The sequence below is a fragment of the Undibacterium sp. KW1 genome (genome assembly GCF_009937955.1).
Classification (GTDB): Bacteria; Pseudomonadota; Gammaproteobacteria; order Burkholderiales; family Burkholderiaceae_D; genus Undibacterium.
On the sequence record NZ_AP018439.1, the window covers coordinates 6,540,586 to 6,557,365 of the forward strand.

Sequence of the window (16,780 nt, forward strand, 5' to 3'; positions counted from 1 at the left end):
AAACAACGGTCATTTCTTAATCCATTTTCTGCCTCGCAGCAAAGGCATCGACACATGGGAACTGCGAAAATCAACAACAACGTCAATACGACCGTTAATTGCTTTACTTAATACACGAATGGTCGAACCATCAAAAGTAAATTCAAACCCGCCATCTCCCCGGCGCGACCCCAAACGCCTTCTTAAAATGCCGCGTGAAATGACTCTGGTCCGCAAACCCCGTCATCGTTGCTATCTCAGTCACCGACAAATTCTGCCGCAGCAGACTCTGTGCACGGTTCAGTCGAAGTTGATTACGCCAGGCATGTGGTGGCATACCAGTCGTACGGGAGAACAAACGGGCGGCGTAAAAGGATGAAAGGCCTACCTCTTGCGCCAGTTCAGTCAGGCTGATCGCAGCGCTGAGGTCTTCGCTAAGCCTGGATTTCATCATTTCTACCCTGACGGCGTCGGGCAAGATAGTTTGTATGGTCGGACGGCTGCGGGCGTAGCGCGACAGCATCAGGGCAAAGCCTGCCGTCAGGGCGTTTTCGGCTGCAAGTGGATCACTACCCGCTTCCAGCAAACGGTGTGCAAAGGCAAGTTGGGCAGAGACTTCGGCATCCTCGATTACGCCATCAGGTAACCAGGGGACACCGACAGCGCTGCCTGCCATGTCGCTGGCGAGCTGCTGCATCCACTCTACCGAAGGGTAAAAGGCGCGGTAGGCCCAGCCATGCTCAGTGGCCCTTTCACCCGTATGCACTTCGCCGGGATTGATAGCAGCGATGCAGCCAACCGAGGCCAGGCAACGGCTGCCGCGATAGCGGTAGGTTTGTGCGCCTGACTGTATGACGGGGATGGAAAAGCCTTCATGCCAGTGCGGGGCAAATTCTTGCGCGAAGTATTCAGCCGTCAGCAACTCAGCATCTGGCAGCAGCGGGCTGCGCCAGAAATGGGCATCGTCACGGAAGGTTGCTGGTTTGTCCATACACAAAGAAATGCTGTAAAGGTTTGATTATTAAGGGCTATTCTATACTTAGTCGGTAAATCTTACATTTGACACCACCATACATTTGCCTGAAACCTGTGCATTTGCAAAATCTTGTATGCAGGTTTGCAGGCAAGCGCGCATTCATTTTTATCTGATGCTGGAAAACAACGCAAAACAGTCACATGAAAAATTTAAATGATTTCTTCCAATTTGATATCGGGCAAACAAATTCCACCTTGTACTAAATGACAGATAGATTTTGAAATTGTGCGTTGCCGCCACTTATAATGTCAGGCGTATGTCCGCCATGTTGTTGCCGTGATGTACAGCAACAGGCTTACTCCCTACTCTAGAATCTTGAATACCGGATGGAAAGGTCAAAGTGACTTCTGCTGATGCGCCCATAGTACCCAGGCTGGAACTGACCGATATCTGTAAACGCTATCCGGCGGTGGTTGCCAATGATGGCGTCAAACTGCAGGTGGCACCGGGTGAAATCCACGCGGTGCTGGGTGAAAATGGCGCAGGCAAATCGACGCTGATGAAAATCATCTTTGGTGCCGTCAAGCCAGATTCAGGCACGGTGCGCTGGAATGGCCAGGAAGTCAGGGTAGCGACACCACAGGATGCGCGCAAGCTGGGCATTGCCATGGTGTTCCAGCATTTTTCCCTGTTTGATACCCTGACCGTGGCCGAGAATATCGCCCTGGGTCTGGACCAGCATGTGAATATGCTGGAGCTGTCCGAGCAAATCGCCCAGACCGGTGAAAACTATGGCCTGGAGCTGGAACCACACCGCCATGTACATACCTTGTCAGTTGGTGAAAGGCAGCGCGTGGAAATTGTGCGCGCCCTGCTGACCAAACCGCAATTGCTGATACTTGATGAGCCAACCTCGGTACTGACGCCGCAAGCCGTACAAAAACTGTTTGTCACCCTGCGCAAGATTGCTGCTGAGGGTTGCAGCATCCTGTACATCAGCCACAAGCTTGATGAAATCCGTGAACTCTGTCATAACGCCACCGTCATGCGTACAGGCAAAGTCACAGGCCATTGCGACCCGGCGCAGGAAACTGCCGCCAGCCTGTCGCGCATGATGATAGGTGAGGACTTACCTCCATCTGCCCATACAGAGCCAGTCACCCTGGGTGAGTCGCGCTTGTGCATCAGGCAATTGAGCCTGCCCAAGGCACATGCGTTTGCCACTGCACTCGAAGACATACATCTGGAATTATTTGGTGGCGAAATTGTTGGCATCGCTGGTGTATCCGGCAATGGCCAGCAAGAACTGCTGGCCGCATTGTCGGGCGAAGACAGGCGCGCCGCGCCGCAAATGATAGAACTCAAAGGCAAGCCAGTAGGCAACCGCGGCCCTGAGAGCAGGCGCAAGCTGGGCCAGAGCCTGGTGCCGGAAGAGCGCCTGGGCCGTGGCGCAGTACCTGAGATGAGCCTGACTGCCAATATGCTGTTGTCGCACCAGCACGCGCCCTTCATCAGCAAGGGTATGATCAATTTTCGCCATACGATACAGGCAGCGGCAGACATCATCGCCCGCTTCCGTGTCAAGGCTGGTGGGCCTGCGGCACTGGCGCGCAGCCTGTCGGGTGGCAATCTGCAAAAGTTTATTGTGGGTCGTGAAATTACACGCCAGCCCGATGTCTTCATCGTCGCCCAGCCAACCTGGGGTGTTGATGTAGGTGCGGCAGCGCAAATCCATGATGAGATACGCAAGCTCAAGCAGGCGGGTTGCGCGGTGCTGGTGATTTCGGAAGAGCTCGATGAATTGTTTGAATTATGTGACCGCATGCATGTGATCGCTAAAGGCCGTTTGTCGCCATCAATAGCAACTGCCAGTGCGACCAGGGAAAAGATAGGATTGTGGATGAGCGGTTTGTGGGAAGAATGGACAACGGCAGAAACTGTGTCCCTCGGTAAAACCGGTGGCGGTGGCAGCCGCAAAAAGAAACCATACATCAACGAGCGGGGTGAGCATGCTTAAGCTGGAATTGCGCGCTGCCAGCTCGCGCAGCATGGCCTACCTTTCTCCTGTGCTGGCTTTGCTGCTGACGATCTTTTTGGGTGCCCTGTTATTCATGGCACTGGGCAAAAACCCTTTGACTGGCCTGCAGGTATTTTTGATAGAGCCGATACGCAGCAAGACTGCCATCGCCGAATTATTATTGAAGACCACGCCGCTGGTCTTGTGCGCGCTGGGGCTGTCGGTCTGCTATCGCGCCAATGTCTGGAACATCGGTGCCGAGGGACAGTTGATCGCCGGCGGCCTGGCTGCGGGCAGCACCATCTTGTTTTTTGATACCGGCACGCCAGGTTTGTCGGGCGGCATGGTCTTGTTGCTGGCAACCTGCGCGGGGGTGCTTGGTGGCGCTTTATGGGCATCCGTCACTGCCTTGCTGCGTGACCGTTTCAATGCCAATGAGATACTGGTGTCGCTGATGCTGACCTATATCGCGCAATTGCTGCTGATGTATGCCGTCAATGGCCCGCTGAAAGACCCACATGGTATGAACTTCCCGCAGTCCAAGGTGTTTTCCAGCGATTATCTGTTGCCCCACCTGTTCTCGGGCAGCCGCCTGCATATAGGCTTTATCGCCATGCTGGTCGCCAGTGGTTTGATGGCAGTGTTTGTGTATCGCAGCTTTGCTGGTTACCGCTTGACGGTAGGCGGACTGGCACCGCTGGCAGCGCGTTATGCAGGTTTCTCCAGCCGCCGTGCCTTGTGGACATCCTTATTGATATCTGGCGGTTTCGCTGGCATGGCGGGTGCGTTTGAAGTGGCCGGGCCGATAGGGCAGGTCTTGCCGTCCATCTCGCCCGGTTATGGTTTTGCTGCCATCATCGTCGCTTTCATAGGCCGTCTGAATCCCATAGGCACCATCTTTGGTGGCCTGGTGCTGTCGCTGTTTTACCTCGGTGGCGAAATGGCGCAATCGCGCCTGGGCCTGCCTTCTGCCATCACTGGCCTGTTCCAGGGCATGCTGCTGTTTTTGCTGCTCGCTTGCGACACCCTGATCAATTACCGCCTGCGCTGGCAGAAATAAACAATCATGGAAAATTTTGCTGCCCTGATCGCCGCCTCCATCAACTCTGGCACACCCTTACTGATCGCTGCTTTGGGTTTGCTGATCAATGAACGTGCAGGCGTGCTCAATCTTGGTGCCGAGGGTATGATGCTGGTGGCTGCCATCACCGGTTTTGCCGTGGCCCACCAGACCCATCTACCCTGGCTGGGTTTTGTTGCAGGCGCCGTTGCCGGCATGTTGATGGCCTCGCTGTTTGCCTGGCTGGCACTGGTGCTGGCAACCAACCAGGTAGCAACTGGCCTGGCCCTGTCCATCTTTGGTACCGGCCTGTCGGCCTTCATCGGACAGTCATTTGTCGGCCAGTCTTTGCCTGCCGGGCCACATGGCGTCGCCTTTTTATCGGACATCCCCTTCCTCGGCAAAGCCTTTTTTGATCAGCATCTGGCCGTGTATTTTGGCCTTTTGCTGTGTGCAGGCATCATCTGGTTCCTGCAACGCAGCCGTGCTGGCCTGGTCTTGAAGGCGGTCGGGGAATCGCCAGAATCTGCCCATGCACTGGGTTACCCCGTGCGCAAGATACGTTATCTGGCGCTGCTGTTCAGTGGAGCTTGCTGTGGTATCGCCGGGGCTTACCTGTCTGTCGTGTATACACCGATGTGGGTGGAAGGCCTGGTCGCCGGGCGTGGCTGGATCGCACTGGCGCTGACGACTTTTGCCACCTGGCGTCCGGCACGGGTCTTGCTGGGTGCTTTACTGTTTGGCAGCGTGACGATCTTGCAGTTCCATTTCCAGGCGATAGGCATTGCCATCCCCTCGGAAATTTTATCCATGCTGCCCTATTTGGCAACGATTATCGTGCTGGTGCTGATCTCGCGTAACCCTGACTGGATACGCCTGAACATGCCAGCCTCCCTGGGCAAGCCTTTCCGCCCGGGGTCTGCTTAAGTATTGATAGAGATGTCATTTGCTGTGCGTTTTTTTGATTACAACTGAAATTCAGACGAAGGAAGCTACCCATGAAAATTACCCGCAGAAAAACCCTGGCAGCCGCGCTGTCCCTGGCTATTGTCGGTCTTGCTGGTTGTGGCCAGAAAGAAGAAAACAAATCCGCCAGCGCCAGCGCAGCAGCGCCTGCACCAGCCAGTACCGCTGCCGCACCTGCTGCGGCAGAACCGCTGAAAGTCGCTTTCGTCTATGTAGGCCCGGTCGGTGACGCAGGCTGGACTTATGCCCACGATGCAGGCCGCAAGGCAGTGGAAGCCAAGTTTGGCGACAAGGTGAAAACCAGCTTCGTTGAAAACATTCCTGAAAGTGCCGCCGATGCAGAACGCGTCTTCCGCGACCTGGCCACACAGGGTAACAAAGTCATCTTCGGCACCACCTTCGGTTACATGGAAGCCATGCTCAAAGTCGCCAAGGATTTCCCCGATGTGAAGTTTGAACACGCCACCGGCTATAAAACTGCTGAAAATCTCGCGCAATATGATGTGCGTACTTACGAAGGCGCCTACCTCGCCGGTATCGCTGCTGGCAAGATGAGCAAGTCTGGCAAGCTCGGTGTGGTCGCCTCCCTGCCTATTCCTGAAGTGCTGCGCAATATCAATTCCTTCACCCTCGGTGCCCGCTCTGTGAATCCCAAAGCCACCACCAAGGTAGTCTGGGTCAATAAATGGTTTGACCCAGGCAAGGAACGCGAAGCCGCCACCACCCTGATAGGCCAGGGCGTTGATGTGCTCATGCAAAACACTGACTCTGCCGCCGTCGTGCAAACTGCAGAAGAAAAAGGCGCATATGCCTTTGGCTGGGACAGCGACATGAGCAAGTTCGGCGCCAAAGCCCACCTGGCAGCATCCGTCATCGACTGGGGTGTGTATTACACCAAGCGCGTCGATGAAGTGCTCAACAAAACATGGAAATCAGACACCACCTGGTGGGGCCTCAAAGAAAACATGATAGACCTCAAAGCCTTCAACGCAAGCCTGTCAGACGAAGTCAAGAAACTCATCGCCGACAAACGCCAGGGCGTCATTGACGGCACGGGCCCGATCTGGAAAGGACCTATCAAGGACAATACCGGTAAGGAAGTACTGGGCAAGGATGCGGTGGCGGATGACAAGTTCCTGCATGACATCAAGTTTTATGTCGAGGGTGTTGAAGGGAAAGTGCCGGGTTGATGTAGGGAAAACCTTTAGCGTACGCTATGTTTTAGTTCCCTCCCTTTCAAGGGGAGGGTTAGGGTGGGGATGGTTTTCGGTTAATTAACCTATAATCAAATTGTTAGGGAACCCCATCCCAACCCAACCTTCCCCTTCAAGGGGAAGGAGTCACTTTAATCCCACTTTGCCGGGCTAAGGTTCATCAACCAAGCTACGCGAGTGCTTTACACCATCACCTTAGCCGAAGCCTCTGCCACTATCCTTCGTAACCATTGCACCTCCGCCGCCGCATGCGCACGTTCATGCCAGAGCATGAAGAACTTCATCTTGGGTACGGTAATCGGCATGGGCAAGACTTCTATCGGCCAGTCTTTCGAGCATTGCACGGCGAAGCTGCGGCTGGTGGTGAAGATGAGATCGGTGCGTGAGAGTACATAGGGCACCATGCCGAAGTAGGGGATGGTCATCTGTATCTTGCGCTTCAGACCCTGCTCTGCGAGCGCGCTATCGATGATGCTGCGGTGGCCCATCATGTAGGGCGTGGGGGCGAGGTGAGCCATTTCCAGGTAATACTTGATCGACAAACCCTTGCTGACTACCGGGTGTTTACGGTTGACCATGCACACTACTTCATCTTCAAACAATTGTGCCAGATGCAGATGAGGTGGCAAGTCTGGCCAGTTGCCGATGACGCAATCAAGCTCACCACTTTCGAGACCAGCGGCATAGTCAAAACCGGCATTCAGGGCATGTACGGTCAGGCCAGCATTGGGAGCTTGTTCGCGCAGTTTTTCAATAATCAGTGGAATCAGCAGAGCGCTCAGGTAATCCGGTGCACCGAGCTGGAATATGCGCTGGCTCGAAGCAGGCATGAAAGCCGGTGCCGGGCTGGCGATGCTTTCCAGTACATTCAAACCCTGGCGAGCCAGCAACAAGAGTTCTTCACCACGCTCGGTCGCGGTCATGCCATTCTTGCCACGCACCAGGATGGCGTCTCCGGTAATTTCGCGCAGGCGTTTCAGCATATTGCTGATGGCGGGTTGTGATTGCCCCAGCTTCATCGCGGTGCGGGTGACGCTGCGCTCGGTCAGCAGGGTATGCAAGACACGCAAGAGATTGGTGTCGAGCTGATCGACCAGGCGCTGGTTCATGCCGCAACCCCTGGCTGGGGCAAAGCCAATACATCACCATCCACAAATACCAGCATCTGGCCAGCTTCACATTGCGTCCAGCTTTCATTCGTGGTCAGGGGTTCGGTAACGATGATGGCGACCTTGTCGGCTGGCGTAGTGACTTGAGAAAAATCCACAGCCACGTCTTCATCCGTCAAGGCGGCTGTGCTGAAGGGATGCTGGCGCACGATGTAGTACAGCTTGGTCGAACAATGGGTGAACAGGGCTTCGCCATTCGACAGCATCATGTTGAAAGTACCATAGCTGGCGATTTCTGCCGTAATCTCATACATGAACAGCGCCAATTGTTGCACAGATGGTAATTGCTCGCCAAAATGGCGGCGCATACGTTGCAACAGGTAACAGAATGCCCGTTCACTGTCGGTATTGCCCACCGGCTGGAAGCTGCCATCCAGCACGGGTGAAAATTCCTTCAGATCGCCATTATGGGCAAATACCCAGTAACGTCCCCAGCATTCACGTACAAAAGGGTGACAGTTTTCCAGGCTGACCTGGCCCTGCGTGGCCTTGCGTATGTGGGCGATGACATTCCTGGATTTGATGGGATAACGTTTGATGAGCTCAGCCACCGGTGATTCTACCGCTGACTGGTGATCAACAAACAGGCGTACGCCGCTGCCTTCAAAGAAAGCGATACCCCAGCCGTCCTTGTGCTCGTCCGTCAAACCACCGCGTGTTGCAAACCCGGTAAAACTGAAAACGATATCAGTCGGGGTATTGCAGTTCATTCCTAGTAATTGACACATGATGCATATAGTGAAAACAGTTTGCACATACCTTACCATAGGCAAACCCACTTATTATTCCCATCTTTATAAGATTTTGAAGTTTGCTTATGTTATTTGTTGTCAGATTTACCGACAAAACAACGATGCGCCATGTCCGCACCGACTATATGGCTGCTCACATAGACTGGCTGGCAGCGCGTCAGGCACAAATCAAGGTGGCCGGCTCATTGCGCCATGATGCCAATGACTACCCCATAGGTGCTTTATGGATCATCGAAGCCAAAGACCGGGCGGAAGTGGAAAACCTGTGGCGAACTGACCCTTTCTGGCTTCACGGTATGCGCGAAAGTGTGGAAATTTTGCACTGGTCCAAGGCATTTCCAGAGGCGATGGTGGCAATTTGAGGCAGTCTTCAGGGGGCTTTTACTATTTTGATAGCAAGTTGGCAGTGAGCTCACAACATGCCCGTGGTAAATGTTTTACATTTTGACCGTGGACTAAGTTGATATTGAAGCCGATAATAATCTGTGAGACCTGATATCAGGTGAACAAAGGATGGATAATCATGCACAATTTCAGCACTGATGCCTTATTGCTGGCCGTACCCGAATTAAAGGATGTTGCGCCCAAACACTACCCTGAGCTGGTATTGCTGGCAGCGCAGAAAACATTCAAGACACGCAAGCCATTCTGGCGTGAATTCCTGACAGGCCTGACAATATTTGCGGCTGTTTATCTGTCCAACCGTATCGCTGCTCCAGACTCGATATGGATCAGCTGCGTGCTGACTGTGGGCCTGGCTCTTGTTTCCATGTTTGCGATAGACCTGGTGTACTTCCGCAAGTTAAAGCCTGCGATCATAGACCGCCTTGCCAAGATCAAGCTGGGTACAAAAGAATAAGCCGAATAAACCAAATAAGCCAAATAAGCCGAATAAGCGAAGCGCAGGTTCCCAGCTTCAGGTTTTTATGGCAAACACTTTTTGAAACTCACGTTTGCCCTTGCTGGTCAGTGCCAGTGCCCGGCTATCAAGATCACGCTCCAGCCAGGCGCGGTTCAGCAGCAAATTCAATAAAGCCGCGCCCAAAGCGCCACCCAGATGTGGTGTGCGCTCACTCCAGTCCAGGCAGGAACAGGCGAAACGCCGTCTGGCCTTGCGGGTAGCAGCAATATCCAGCCCCAGTTCTTCCAGGCCCTTGCTGCCTGCTGTTGTCAATTCATAAGCGGTTTCTTCGCCTTCTACTGGCCTGATCCAGTCTTGATGCATCAGGTAATCATGCACACCCACTGCCACCTCGCCCGCCATATGGTCATAGCAGGTACGCGCCTTGCGCAGCCGGTCTGGTGTATTCGGTACAAAGCGTGACTTGGGCAAACCGGCGATCAGCAACAGCGATTCCAGTGCAATTGCCACTTCATTACTGGCAAGCTGGTAATAGCGGTGCTTGCCCTGCGCCACCACGTTCACCAGATGCTGTTCCAGCAATTTGCTCAAATGCACACTGGCAGTGGAGGGGCTGACCTCTGCCACGGCAGCCAGCTCGGTACTGGTACGGGCGCGCCCGTCCATCAGGCTGCACAGCATGCGCGAGCGCGCAGGCTCGGCAATGGCCCCGGCCAGCTTGGCTAACTGGGTATCGGCGTATTCTATATGGGTGGAATTTTCTGCATTCATAGTTTGATGGTAAGCGAATTGTTCAATGCAAACAAGTCCTATACTGCATTTCATTACTTAGCCACCAAACTTAGCATTAAGCCTGCCATGACACAGAAAATCTCTATCCTAAATTCCGCTTGCCACCCAGACCCCTATCCGTATTACGCCAGCCTGCGTGCAGGGCCAGCGCTGGTTTTTGATACCGAACTCAAATGCTGGATTGCCAGCCGGGCCGCTATAGTGCAACAAGTACTCGAATCTCCGGCCTGCGCCGTCAGGCCGGTGACAGAACCCGTGCCGCGCAATATTGCAGGTGGCACAGCGGGAGAAATATTTTCACATCTGGTACGCATGAATGAAGGTCAGGCGCATGCAGTGCCAAAACAAGTCATACAAAGCTCGCTACGCAAGCTCGATTTGTCTGGCGTCGCTGCATATACACAGCAGCATGCTGCCGAGCTCGCCAGCAAATATGATCTCACTACCGGAAACGGGCTGACACAATACCTGTTAGCCTTGCCCATCCATGTCATGGGCAGCATATTGGGATTTGAAGAAAATGCTTTACCCGATCTGGCAAACTGGATGGCAGATTTCGTGCGTTGTCTTTCTCCCTTGAGTACTGCAGAACAAATTGATGCGGCACATGTGGCGGCAAAGACTTTGCAAAGCAGCTTTCGCCAGTTGCTACAAGACAGCCAGGCAAAACCGCATGGATTTTTGGCCGACCTGCAAAGCGAAGCTGAGCTATGTGGCTGGCAGCATGCTGACGGCATTTTGTCCAACCTCATAGGCTTGCTGTCGCAAACTTATGAAGCCACTGCCGGCCTGGCTGGCAACAGCCTCACCGCGTTGCAAACTCACTCTGACATACTGAAAAGCCTGCGTGAGGCTGGGGCTGACTTGCCACAAAAATTAGACCAACTGATAGCCGAGGTGGTACGCCATGACGCATCAGTGCAAAACACCAGACGCTTCGTCACTCAGACTTGCGAAATCGGCGGTCAGGCTTTGCAAGCAGGCGATGTCATCGTCGTCTTGCTGGCGGCTGCCAACCGTGATGCGGCAGTCAATCCTGATCCTGATATTTTGCAACTGAGCAGGCCAGACAGAAAAGTCTTCACCTTTGGCTACGGTCGCCACGCCTGCCCTAGTCAGCACATTGCAGAACAAATCACCGTCAATTGCCTGCATCACTTGCTAAACATGCCTGCATTTGATTTCACTACCTTGCGCTGGGCATACCGGCCTTCACTGAATGGTCGCATCCCCATATTCACACAGAATATACAAAACCAGGAGAACACATGATCGCCGTAATTTTTGAAGTCATCCCGCATGCAGAAAACAGGCAGGAATACCTGGATATCGCAGCAGGACTTGCACCCTTGCTCAGGGAGATGGATGGCTTCATTTCCATAGAACGTTTTCAGAGTCTGATTGACCCCGGCAAGATTTTGTCCCTGTCATTCTGGCGCGATGAAGCGGCAGTCGCCAACTGGCGCAATACCGAAGAGCACCGGGCGGCGCAGTCGCAAGGACGCGGTCATGTCTTTGCAGGCTATCGTCTGCGCATCGCGTCTGTCGTGCGCGACTATGGTTTGCTGGAACGTGAGCAGGCACCGGCAGACAGCCGCCAGGTGCATGGCTAATTCAATTCATCCAGGAACTCAAAATGTCAGCACTTGATCTTTACCTGAAAAAACACTACCTGAACAAAGTACAGTTTGCTGCTGCCTGCCTATGCACAGAGGCAGATATTGATGCACTGATACAGGCTCAGTTATTGGCTGCACCATCCTATGTCGTCACTGACGATGCAAAAATTCACTCTGCTGTTTTTGGTGAGATGGATGCAGTCAATACCAGCGCTGGCGCTTATTTTCATCCGGCCAATGCAGTCTGGTATACGCTTGCATTGCAGCTTATCGATAAGCATGGTCTAAACGCCGCGCCAGCTATCCTGAAAGAAAATTTCATCAGGGATTTTATTGCTGCGCTGACCGAGATGCATCACAGCACATGGCGTCTGGATGATTGTTTTACTGCAGACGGCCAGCCTGTCGTTTCTGGCCTCATGCAACGTGCAGAATTTTCGTGGCAGCATTTTTTGCTGGGTACTTTTGGTCTTTGTGTCGCCCATCCTGTTTCTGTCTCAGCGATAGTGTGCAAAGAAATACTGCAGGAAAAACTCGCCCATCTTAGCGACAATGGCAGCAAGGAAAATTTTACTTCTGCCGAAGCAAAAGCATTGCTGCCTGTTGTTGATGCTTTTGCAGAAGCCGCCATGTGGTTTTCACCAGCAGAATATCCACGCTGCAGCCGCAAACGTCTGGTGGATGATTTACGGCCACGCCTGCAAGCTGCCATGGCGGCATAAATGATGGGCAGGCTGTCTGCTCTACTTGCCCTACCTGTCCTATTTCTTATTTACCTATACAAAAGCGCGAGAAAATCACACCCAGCAAATCGTCAGACGTAAATTCACCCGTGATGCTGTTCAAGCGGTCTTGTGTCAGACGCAGTTCTTCGGCAAACAAATCCAGCGACTGGTCATTTTGCGCTGCATACTCTGCCGCGTTTTGCAGATGCTCATGCGCATGCTTGAGGGCGATCAAGTGGCGTTCACGTGCCAGGTACAGCGACTCACCTGTCTGCTCCCAACCGGCAATGCGCAGCAGTTCCTTGCGCAGCAAATCTATACCTATGTGTTCATGGGCAGACAGATAAATATGTGTCGCATCTGACATTTCATCAACGCTGGCATGATGGCCGGACAAGTCTATCTTGTTCCAGATGCGTATGACCGGCACACCTTCCGGGAAGCGGGCGACGATGGCTTCATCGGCGCGGGTAGGGCCACGGCTGGCATCGAGCAGGTGCAGGATGACATCGGCCTTTTCCACTTCTGCCCAGGTGCGTTCTATACCTATACGTTCTACCGTATCAATGGCATTGGCGACCTGGCCTTCTTCAACTTCATCATGCTCATGGCGTATGCCGGCAGTATCGATGATGTTGAGGGGGATGCCTTCAATATGGATAGTCTCGGTCACCTTGTCGCGGGTAGTACCAGCGATAGGCGTGACGATGGCCACGTCGTCACCTGCCAGCACATTCAGCAAAGATGATTTGCCAACGTTAGGTTGACCTGCCAGCACCACATTCAAACCGGCACGCAACAAGGCACCCTGGGCTGCCTGCTCAAACACTTTTTGCAGAGCAGTTTGTATCGTCGCCAACTGGCCGCGGGCATTCGATTTTTCGAGGAAGTCGATTTCTTCTTCCGGGAAATCCAGCGTCGCCTCCACCAGCATGCGCAGGTGCACGACTTTTTCTACCAGTGCATGAATGACTTTGGAAAAAGCACCGGACAGCGATTGCGATGCCGATTTGGCTGCAGCCTCAGTCGATGCCTCGATCAGATCAGACACGGCTTCAGCCTGCGCCAAGTCCAGCTTGTCATTCAAAAAAGCGCGCTGGGTGAATTCACCTGGTTCTGCCAGCCGCAAACCTGCATCCTTGCCTGCTTCCAGACAACGTGACAGCAGCATCTGCATAACGACCGGGCCGCCATGGCCTTGCAGTTCCAGCACATCTTCACCGGTATAAGAATGCGGCGCCTTGAAATAAATCGCGATGCCCTGGTCAATGACGGTGCCATCAGCCTGGGTAAACGGCAGGTAACTGGCATGACGTGGCTTGAATTGGGTAGCGCCAAACAAGGCAGTGATAACAGGCGCAAGGTCCTTGCCGGAAATGCGCACTACACCTATGCCACCACGCCCGGGGCAGTGGCAATAGCAGCGATGGGAATGGGTTCGTAGATCATGTTGAAATTCTATCTGTGCTTGCACAGTATGAGTGCAAATTAGTCTGTGGGTTTGTGACGGAAATGCGACAGGGGCTTATATCTATAAGAACAATTATTGTAGGTTGGGCTACGCTTTACCAGCCCAACACTGGGCCGTTAAATGACGTATGTGTTTGTTGAGGCCAAGTGTTGGGCTGATACCCCGTAGCCCAACCTACGAGACGGACTATCTCATTTTTAATCCACTCCCTTTAAGGGAGAGGAACTAAAACAAATCACATCATAAAAAAAGCCCGCAAGCAAACTTGCGGGCTTTCTCATTTGCTCAATCTTGACGCTTAAGCCTTATGCTCTGGCGGTATCAATTTATTGTTGATGACCCATTGCTGTGCAATCGACAAGATATTGTTGACTACCCAATACAATACCAAACCAGACGGGAAGAAGAAGAACATGACCGAGAATGCCAGTGGCATGAACATCATCATTTTCGCCTGCACTGGATCAGCCGGGGCCGGGTTCAGCTTGGTCGTGATGAACATGGAAATTGCATACACCACAGGCAAAATATACCAAGGGTCAGGAGAAGTCAGATCGGTGATCCAGCCCACCCATGGTGCGCCGCGCATTTCCACGCTGGCTTGCAAGACCCAGTACAGCGCCAAAAAGATAGGCATCTGGATCAGGATAGGGAAGCAGCCACCGAGAGGGTTGATCTTCTCGGTTTTGTACAACTCCATCATGGCCTGGTTCATTTTTTGCGGATCGTTTTTGAAACGTTCACGCACAGCCTGCATCTTCGGTGTGACGACCTTCATTTTTGCCATGCTGCGATAACCGGCTGCCGACAAGGGGAACAAAGCCAGTTTGATCGCGATCGTGAAGACCACGATAGTCCAGCCCCAGTTACCCAGCATTTTGTGGATTTGTTCCATGACCCAGAACAGCGGCTTGGCGATGATAGTCAATACACCATAGTCTTTCACCAGTTCAAAGCCAGGAGCAATTGCTTCCAGCTTGGCAGATTCTTGCGGGCCGGAATACAGATGTGCATTCATGCTCACTGTTGCACCAGGTGCCACTGTACCCATAGGCAAGACATTACCAACTGCGTACAAGTTGGTATCAACCTGTTTCGTGAAAATTTCGCGCTTGGTCTTGTCTTGCGGAATGAAAGAAGACACAAAGAAATGCTGCAACATCGCTACCCAGCCATTATCCGATGCTTTGGCATGGCCATCTGTACCCTTGGCGATTTTTTCAAAATCCAGTTTCTGGAATTTTTCTGCGTCTGTATATACAGCCGGCGCATAGAATTCGCCGCTGCCAGAGAACATGCCGCCACTTTCAGGCTTGGTGCCGTCATGCAGTAATTGCAGATACAGGGAAGGCGTGATAGCTGCCGCACTGGAATTGGTCACATCATGGCGCACGTCGATCAGGTACTCCCCCTTCTTGAAGGTATAAGTCTTGGTCAGCTTGACGCCGCCTTGCTCTGCTTCCAGCACCAGTTGTACCTGGTTGCCACCTTCCAGGGTACGAACGCCTGGTTTGGCGATGAAGCCAGATTTGTGATTAGGGAAAGGGCCACCCAACAAACCAGTCTGCGCCAGATAAGTACGTTTGGTCGAGTTATCGAACAGAACCATGTTTTTTGTATGGTCTGAGCCATCTTTATGCTTCAGCAATTCCAGCTTTTTGAGTTCGCCACCGATGGTATCAATATCTGCCTTGATGACATCAGTAGTAATAGTGATGGTTTCGCTTTTGATGACAGGGGCAGCATCAGTACCCGCCGTTGTCGTAGCACCAGCCACAGCACTGGCGCTACCCGTAGCGCTTGATGCACTGGCAGACGCGTTGGCAGATGCAGAAGCACTGGCCACTTTCGGTGGTGGAGGGGCAAAGATAGACGGCTTGCCGCTATACACGCCCCAACCATTCCAGAGCATGATCAGCGCGAAAGAGAAAATTACCCACAGGACGGTACGTTTGATATCCATTTGTGTATGTCAGGAAAGGGGAGAAGAATGTCCATTGTGCTTGCCATCATGGCAGCACTGGGCAGATGTGGGGGTGGTTTGCGATTTTTCACTAGCTGGCGGCACGTTATCCACGCCACCGGGATGCCAGGGATGGCATTTGCACAAGCGTTTCCCTGCCAGCAAGCTACCCTTGGCAGCACCGTGTATTTTGATAGCCTCTGCCGCATATTCAGAGCAACTGGGATAAAAACGACAGTTCTGCCCCAACATAGGACTAATTGCCAGTTTATAAAATCTGAGCAACAGGAGCAGCAGGGTTTTCATCTTAAATGCCCTAAGTTCGCTTATGTACTACTTGCAGGTGGCTTATGACTAACTGGCGCGCAAGCCGGTGCCGCAAACAGACGCAAGATTTCCGCCCTGAGCTCACGCTTGAGCTGGGCGGTCGTCGCCGGCCCCGCCTTGCTGTTAACAGGGCGGGACAGCCGCACGATGCAATCCACATTCAACAAGGCTGAATGGCGAAATATCTCGCGAGTGACACGCTTGATCGTATTGCGCGTCACTGCACGTGGCGCAAAACGCTTGGCGGCCACCACACCCAGACGGGCATGCGGCAAATCATTGGTTCTGGTATAAAGCACAAAATGGGCTGTCTTTTGCACGGGGCGCAAACGAAAAACGGATGAAAACTCATCCGTTTTAACGATGCGCCTGACGCGGGCAAAATCTGCGCCGCCTGCACCTGCCTGAACTGGCTCAGTTATATTATTGATCATGCGAATTCAGCAAGGCTGCGCAGATCAACGAACTGATAATCAAGCTGCCAGGCGTTTACGGCCTTTGGCGCGACGTGCGTTCAGAACAGCGCGGCCACCGCGGGTTGCCATGCGTGCGCGGAAACCGTGAGTGCGCTTGCGGCGAACGACGGAAGGTTGGTAAGTACGTTTCATGTTGGTCTCGCTAATTGAGCAATAAAAAAAATCGGAATTACGGATAAAGGCTGTCTTGGGTGCGACTTCGGCTTGCACATTTTCGTCAGGCCTTTCGCCTTTACTGCCCCAAAACCGCTGCTCATGGTGTTGCGCATCAATCCATCAAAAAACCGATAATTAAAGCCGCACCAATAAAAGAGGGGTAGGGAACCCTGAATTAGACACCATTTTTGCTTTGCGTGTCAATCACTTAGCGCAAAAATTAATCAAACAAGGCACACCTATTGGTGCAATGCAA

17 protein-coding genes and 1 pseudogene are annotated in these 16,780 nt (G+C 52.9%); 9 read left to right on the top strand and 9 right to left on the bottom strand.

The genetic code is table 11. From position 1 onward, the window contains the following. Positions 1–142: 142 nt before the first annotated feature. Positions 143–970, bottom strand: a complete 828-nt coding sequence (locus tag UNDKW_RS29490) for an AraC family transcriptional regulator (RefSeq protein WP_162061684.1) — start codon at positions 968–970, stop codon at positions 143–145. Between the two features lie 385 nt (positions 971–1,355). On the opposite strand from UNDKW_RS29490, the gene UNDKW_RS29495 reads away from it, so the two are divergent. The 4 genes from UNDKW_RS29495 to UNDKW_RS29510 all read left to right on the top strand — a co-directional run bounded on the left by UNDKW_RS29495 (position 1,356) and on the right by UNDKW_RS29510 (position 6,188). Next, on the top strand, positions 1,356–2,972 hold the full coding sequence (locus UNDKW_RS29495; RefSeq protein WP_232063172.1) for an ABC transporter ATP-binding protein: 1,617 nt from the start codon (positions 1,356–1,358) through the stop codon (positions 2,970–2,972). Then, a complete protein-coding gene (locus UNDKW_RS29500; RefSeq protein WP_162061685.1) occupies positions 2,965–4,032 on the top strand; it encodes an ABC transporter permease in 1,068 nt (355 codons plus the stop codon). Before UNDKW_RS29495 ends, UNDKW_RS29500 begins: the two co-directional genes overlap by 8 nt. 6 nt (positions 4,033–4,038) lie before the next feature. Next, positions 4,039–4,959 (top strand): ABC transporter permease, encoded by a 921-nt coding sequence (locus UNDKW_RS29505; RefSeq protein WP_162061686.1) that lies wholly within the window; start codon positions 4,039–4,041, stop codon positions 4,957–4,959. Between the two features lie 71 nt (positions 4,960–5,030). Further along, positions 5,031–6,188 (top strand): BMP family ABC transporter substrate-binding protein, encoded by a 1,158-nt coding sequence (locus UNDKW_RS29510; protein ID WP_162061687.1) that lies wholly within the window; start codon positions 5,031–5,033, stop codon positions 6,186–6,188. A 206-nt stretch (positions 6,189–6,394) separates the two neighbouring features. Here the strand turns inward: UNDKW_RS29510 and UNDKW_RS29515 are convergent, their stop codons facing one another. Further along, complete coding sequence (locus UNDKW_RS29515) at positions 6,395–7,321, bottom strand: LysR family transcriptional regulator (protein ID WP_162061688.1); 927 nt, start codon at positions 7,319–7,321, stop codon at positions 6,395–6,397. After that, positions 7,318–8,109 (bottom strand): class II glutamine amidotransferase, encoded by a 792-nt coding sequence (locus tag UNDKW_RS29520; protein ID WP_162061689.1) that lies wholly within the window; start codon positions 8,107–8,109, stop codon positions 7,318–7,320. The genes UNDKW_RS29515 and UNDKW_RS29520 overlap by 4 nt, the downstream gene beginning before the upstream one ends. A gap of 89 nt (positions 8,110–8,198) precedes the next feature. Between UNDKW_RS29520 and UNDKW_RS29525 the strand changes: the two genes are divergently transcribed. Beyond that, positions 8,199–8,495 (top strand): YciI family protein, encoded by a 297-nt coding sequence (locus UNDKW_RS29525; protein WP_162061690.1) that lies wholly within the window; start codon positions 8,199–8,201, stop codon positions 8,493–8,495. A 161-nt stretch (positions 8,496–8,656) separates the two neighbouring features. Next, entirely contained in the window at positions 8,657–8,992 is a 336-nt protein-coding gene (locus UNDKW_RS29530) for a hypothetical protein (RefSeq protein WP_162061691.1), read from the top strand. A gap of 57 nt (positions 8,993–9,049) precedes the next feature. Here UNDKW_RS29530 and UNDKW_RS29535 read toward each other — a convergent pair whose 3' ends face one another. Then, entirely contained in the window at positions 9,050–9,766 is a 717-nt protein-coding gene (locus UNDKW_RS29535; protein WP_162061692.1) for a helix-turn-helix transcriptional regulator, read from the bottom strand. 87 nt (positions 9,767–9,853) lie between these two features. On the opposite strand from UNDKW_RS29535, the gene UNDKW_RS29540 reads away from it, so the two are divergent. From UNDKW_RS29540 to UNDKW_RS29550, 3 genes are read left to right on the top strand one after another with little or no spacing between them, the layout of a single operon-like run. Then, positions 9,854–11,059, top strand: coding sequence for a cytochrome P450 (locus tag UNDKW_RS29540; RefSeq protein ID WP_162061693.1), 1,206 nt, complete (start codon positions 9,854–9,856; stop codon positions 11,057–11,059). Next, entirely contained in the window at positions 11,056–11,400 is a 345-nt protein-coding gene (locus tag UNDKW_RS29545) for an antibiotic biosynthesis monooxygenase (RefSeq protein ID WP_162061694.1), read from the top strand. The genes UNDKW_RS29540 and UNDKW_RS29545 overlap by 4 nt, the downstream gene beginning before the upstream one ends. Before the next feature lie 23 nt (positions 11,401–11,423). After that, positions 11,424–12,128, top strand: a complete 705-nt coding sequence (locus UNDKW_RS29550) for a DUF6058 family natural product biosynthesis protein (RefSeq protein WP_162061695.1) — start codon at positions 11,424–11,426, stop codon at positions 12,126–12,128. A 46-nt stretch (positions 12,129–12,174) separates the two neighbouring features. On the opposite strand, the pseudogene mnmE reads toward UNDKW_RS29550, so the two are convergent. The 5 genes and pseudogenes from mnmE to rpmH form a co-directional block, all read right to left on the bottom strand. Further along, positions 12,175–13,580, bottom strand: a pseudogene (gene mnmE / locus UNDKW_RS29555) (tRNA uridine-5-carboxymethylaminomethyl(34) synthesis GTPase MnmE). 320 nt (positions 13,581–13,900) lie between these two features. After that, positions 13,901–15,565 (bottom strand): membrane protein insertase YidC, encoded by a 1,665-nt coding sequence (gene yidC, locus UNDKW_RS29560; protein WP_162061696.1) that lies wholly within the window; start codon positions 15,563–15,565, stop codon positions 13,901–13,903. Positions 15,566–15,574: 9 nt separating this feature from the next. Beyond that, complete coding sequence (yidD, locus tag UNDKW_RS29565; RefSeq protein ID WP_162061697.1) at positions 15,575–15,871, bottom strand: membrane protein insertion efficiency factor YidD; 297 nt, start codon at positions 15,869–15,871, stop codon at positions 15,575–15,577. A gap of 20 nt (positions 15,872–15,891) precedes the next feature. Then, entirely contained in the window at positions 15,892–16,326 is a 435-nt protein-coding gene (rnpA, locus tag UNDKW_RS29570) for a ribonuclease P protein component (protein ID WP_162061698.1), read from the bottom strand. A gap of 39 nt (positions 16,327–16,365) precedes the next feature. After that, positions 16,366–16,500 carry a 50S ribosomal protein L34 gene (gene rpmH, locus UNDKW_RS29575; RefSeq protein WP_061535510.1) on the bottom strand — a complete coding sequence of 45 codons (135 nt, stop codon included), beginning with the start codon at positions 16,498–16,500 and terminating at the stop codon, positions 16,366–16,368. Positions 16,501–16,780 lie beyond the last annotated feature (280 nt).

Coding starts and splice junctions, on each gene's coding strand:
- UNDKW_RS29545 (WP_162061694.1), top strand. CDS start 11,056: ATGATCGCCGTAATTTTTGAAGTCATCCCGCATGCAGAAAACAGGCAG.
- rnpA (WP_162061698.1), bottom strand. CDS start 16,326: ATGATCAATAATATAACTGAGCCAGTTCAGGCAGGTGCAGGCGGCGCA.
- UNDKW_RS29500 (WP_162061685.1), top strand. CDS start 2,965: ATGCTTAAGCTGGAATTGCGCGCTGCCAGCTCGCGCAGCATGGCCTAC.
- UNDKW_RS29510 (WP_162061687.1), top strand. CDS start 5,031: ATGAAAATTACCCGCAGAAAAACCCTGGCAGCCGCGCTGTCCCTGGCT.
- UNDKW_RS29505 (WP_162061686.1), top strand. CDS start 4,039: ATGGAAAATTTTGCTGCCCTGATCGCCGCCTCCATCAACTCTGGCACA.
- UNDKW_RS29550 (WP_162061695.1), top strand. CDS start 11,424: ATGTCAGCACTTGATCTTTACCTGAAAAAACACTACCTGAACAAAGTA.
- yidD (WP_162061697.1), bottom strand. CDS start 15,871: ATGAAAACCCTGCTGCTCCTGTTGCTCAGATTTTATAAACTGGCAATT.
- UNDKW_RS29525 (WP_162061690.1), top strand. CDS start 8,199: ATGTTATTTGTTGTCAGATTTACCGACAAAACAACGATGCGCCATGTC.
- UNDKW_RS29515 (WP_162061688.1), bottom strand. CDS start 7,321: ATGAACCAGCGCCTGGTCGATCAGCTCGACACCAATCTCTTGCGTGTC.
- yidC (WP_162061696.1), bottom strand. CDS start 15,565: ATGGATATCAAACGTACCGTCCTGTGGGTAATTTTCTCTTTCGCGCTG.
- UNDKW_RS29530 (WP_162061691.1), top strand. CDS start 8,657: ATGCACAATTTCAGCACTGATGCCTTATTGCTGGCCGTACCCGAATTA.
- UNDKW_RS29535 (WP_162061692.1), bottom strand. CDS start 9,766: ATGAATGCAGAAAATTCCACCCATATAGAATACGCCGATACCCAGTTA.
- UNDKW_RS29490 (WP_162061684.1), bottom strand. CDS start 970: ATGGACAAACCAGCAACCTTCCGTGACGATGCCCATTTCTGGCGCAGC.
- rpmH (WP_061535510.1), bottom strand. CDS start 16,500: ATGAAACGTACTTACCAACCTTCCGTCGTTCGCCGCAAGCGCACTCAC.
- UNDKW_RS29520 (WP_162061689.1), bottom strand. CDS start 8,109: ATGTGTCAATTACTAGGAATGAACTGCAATACCCCGACTGATATCGTT.
- UNDKW_RS29540 (WP_162061693.1), top strand. CDS start 9,854: ATGACACAGAAAATCTCTATCCTAAATTCCGCTTGCCACCCAGACCCC.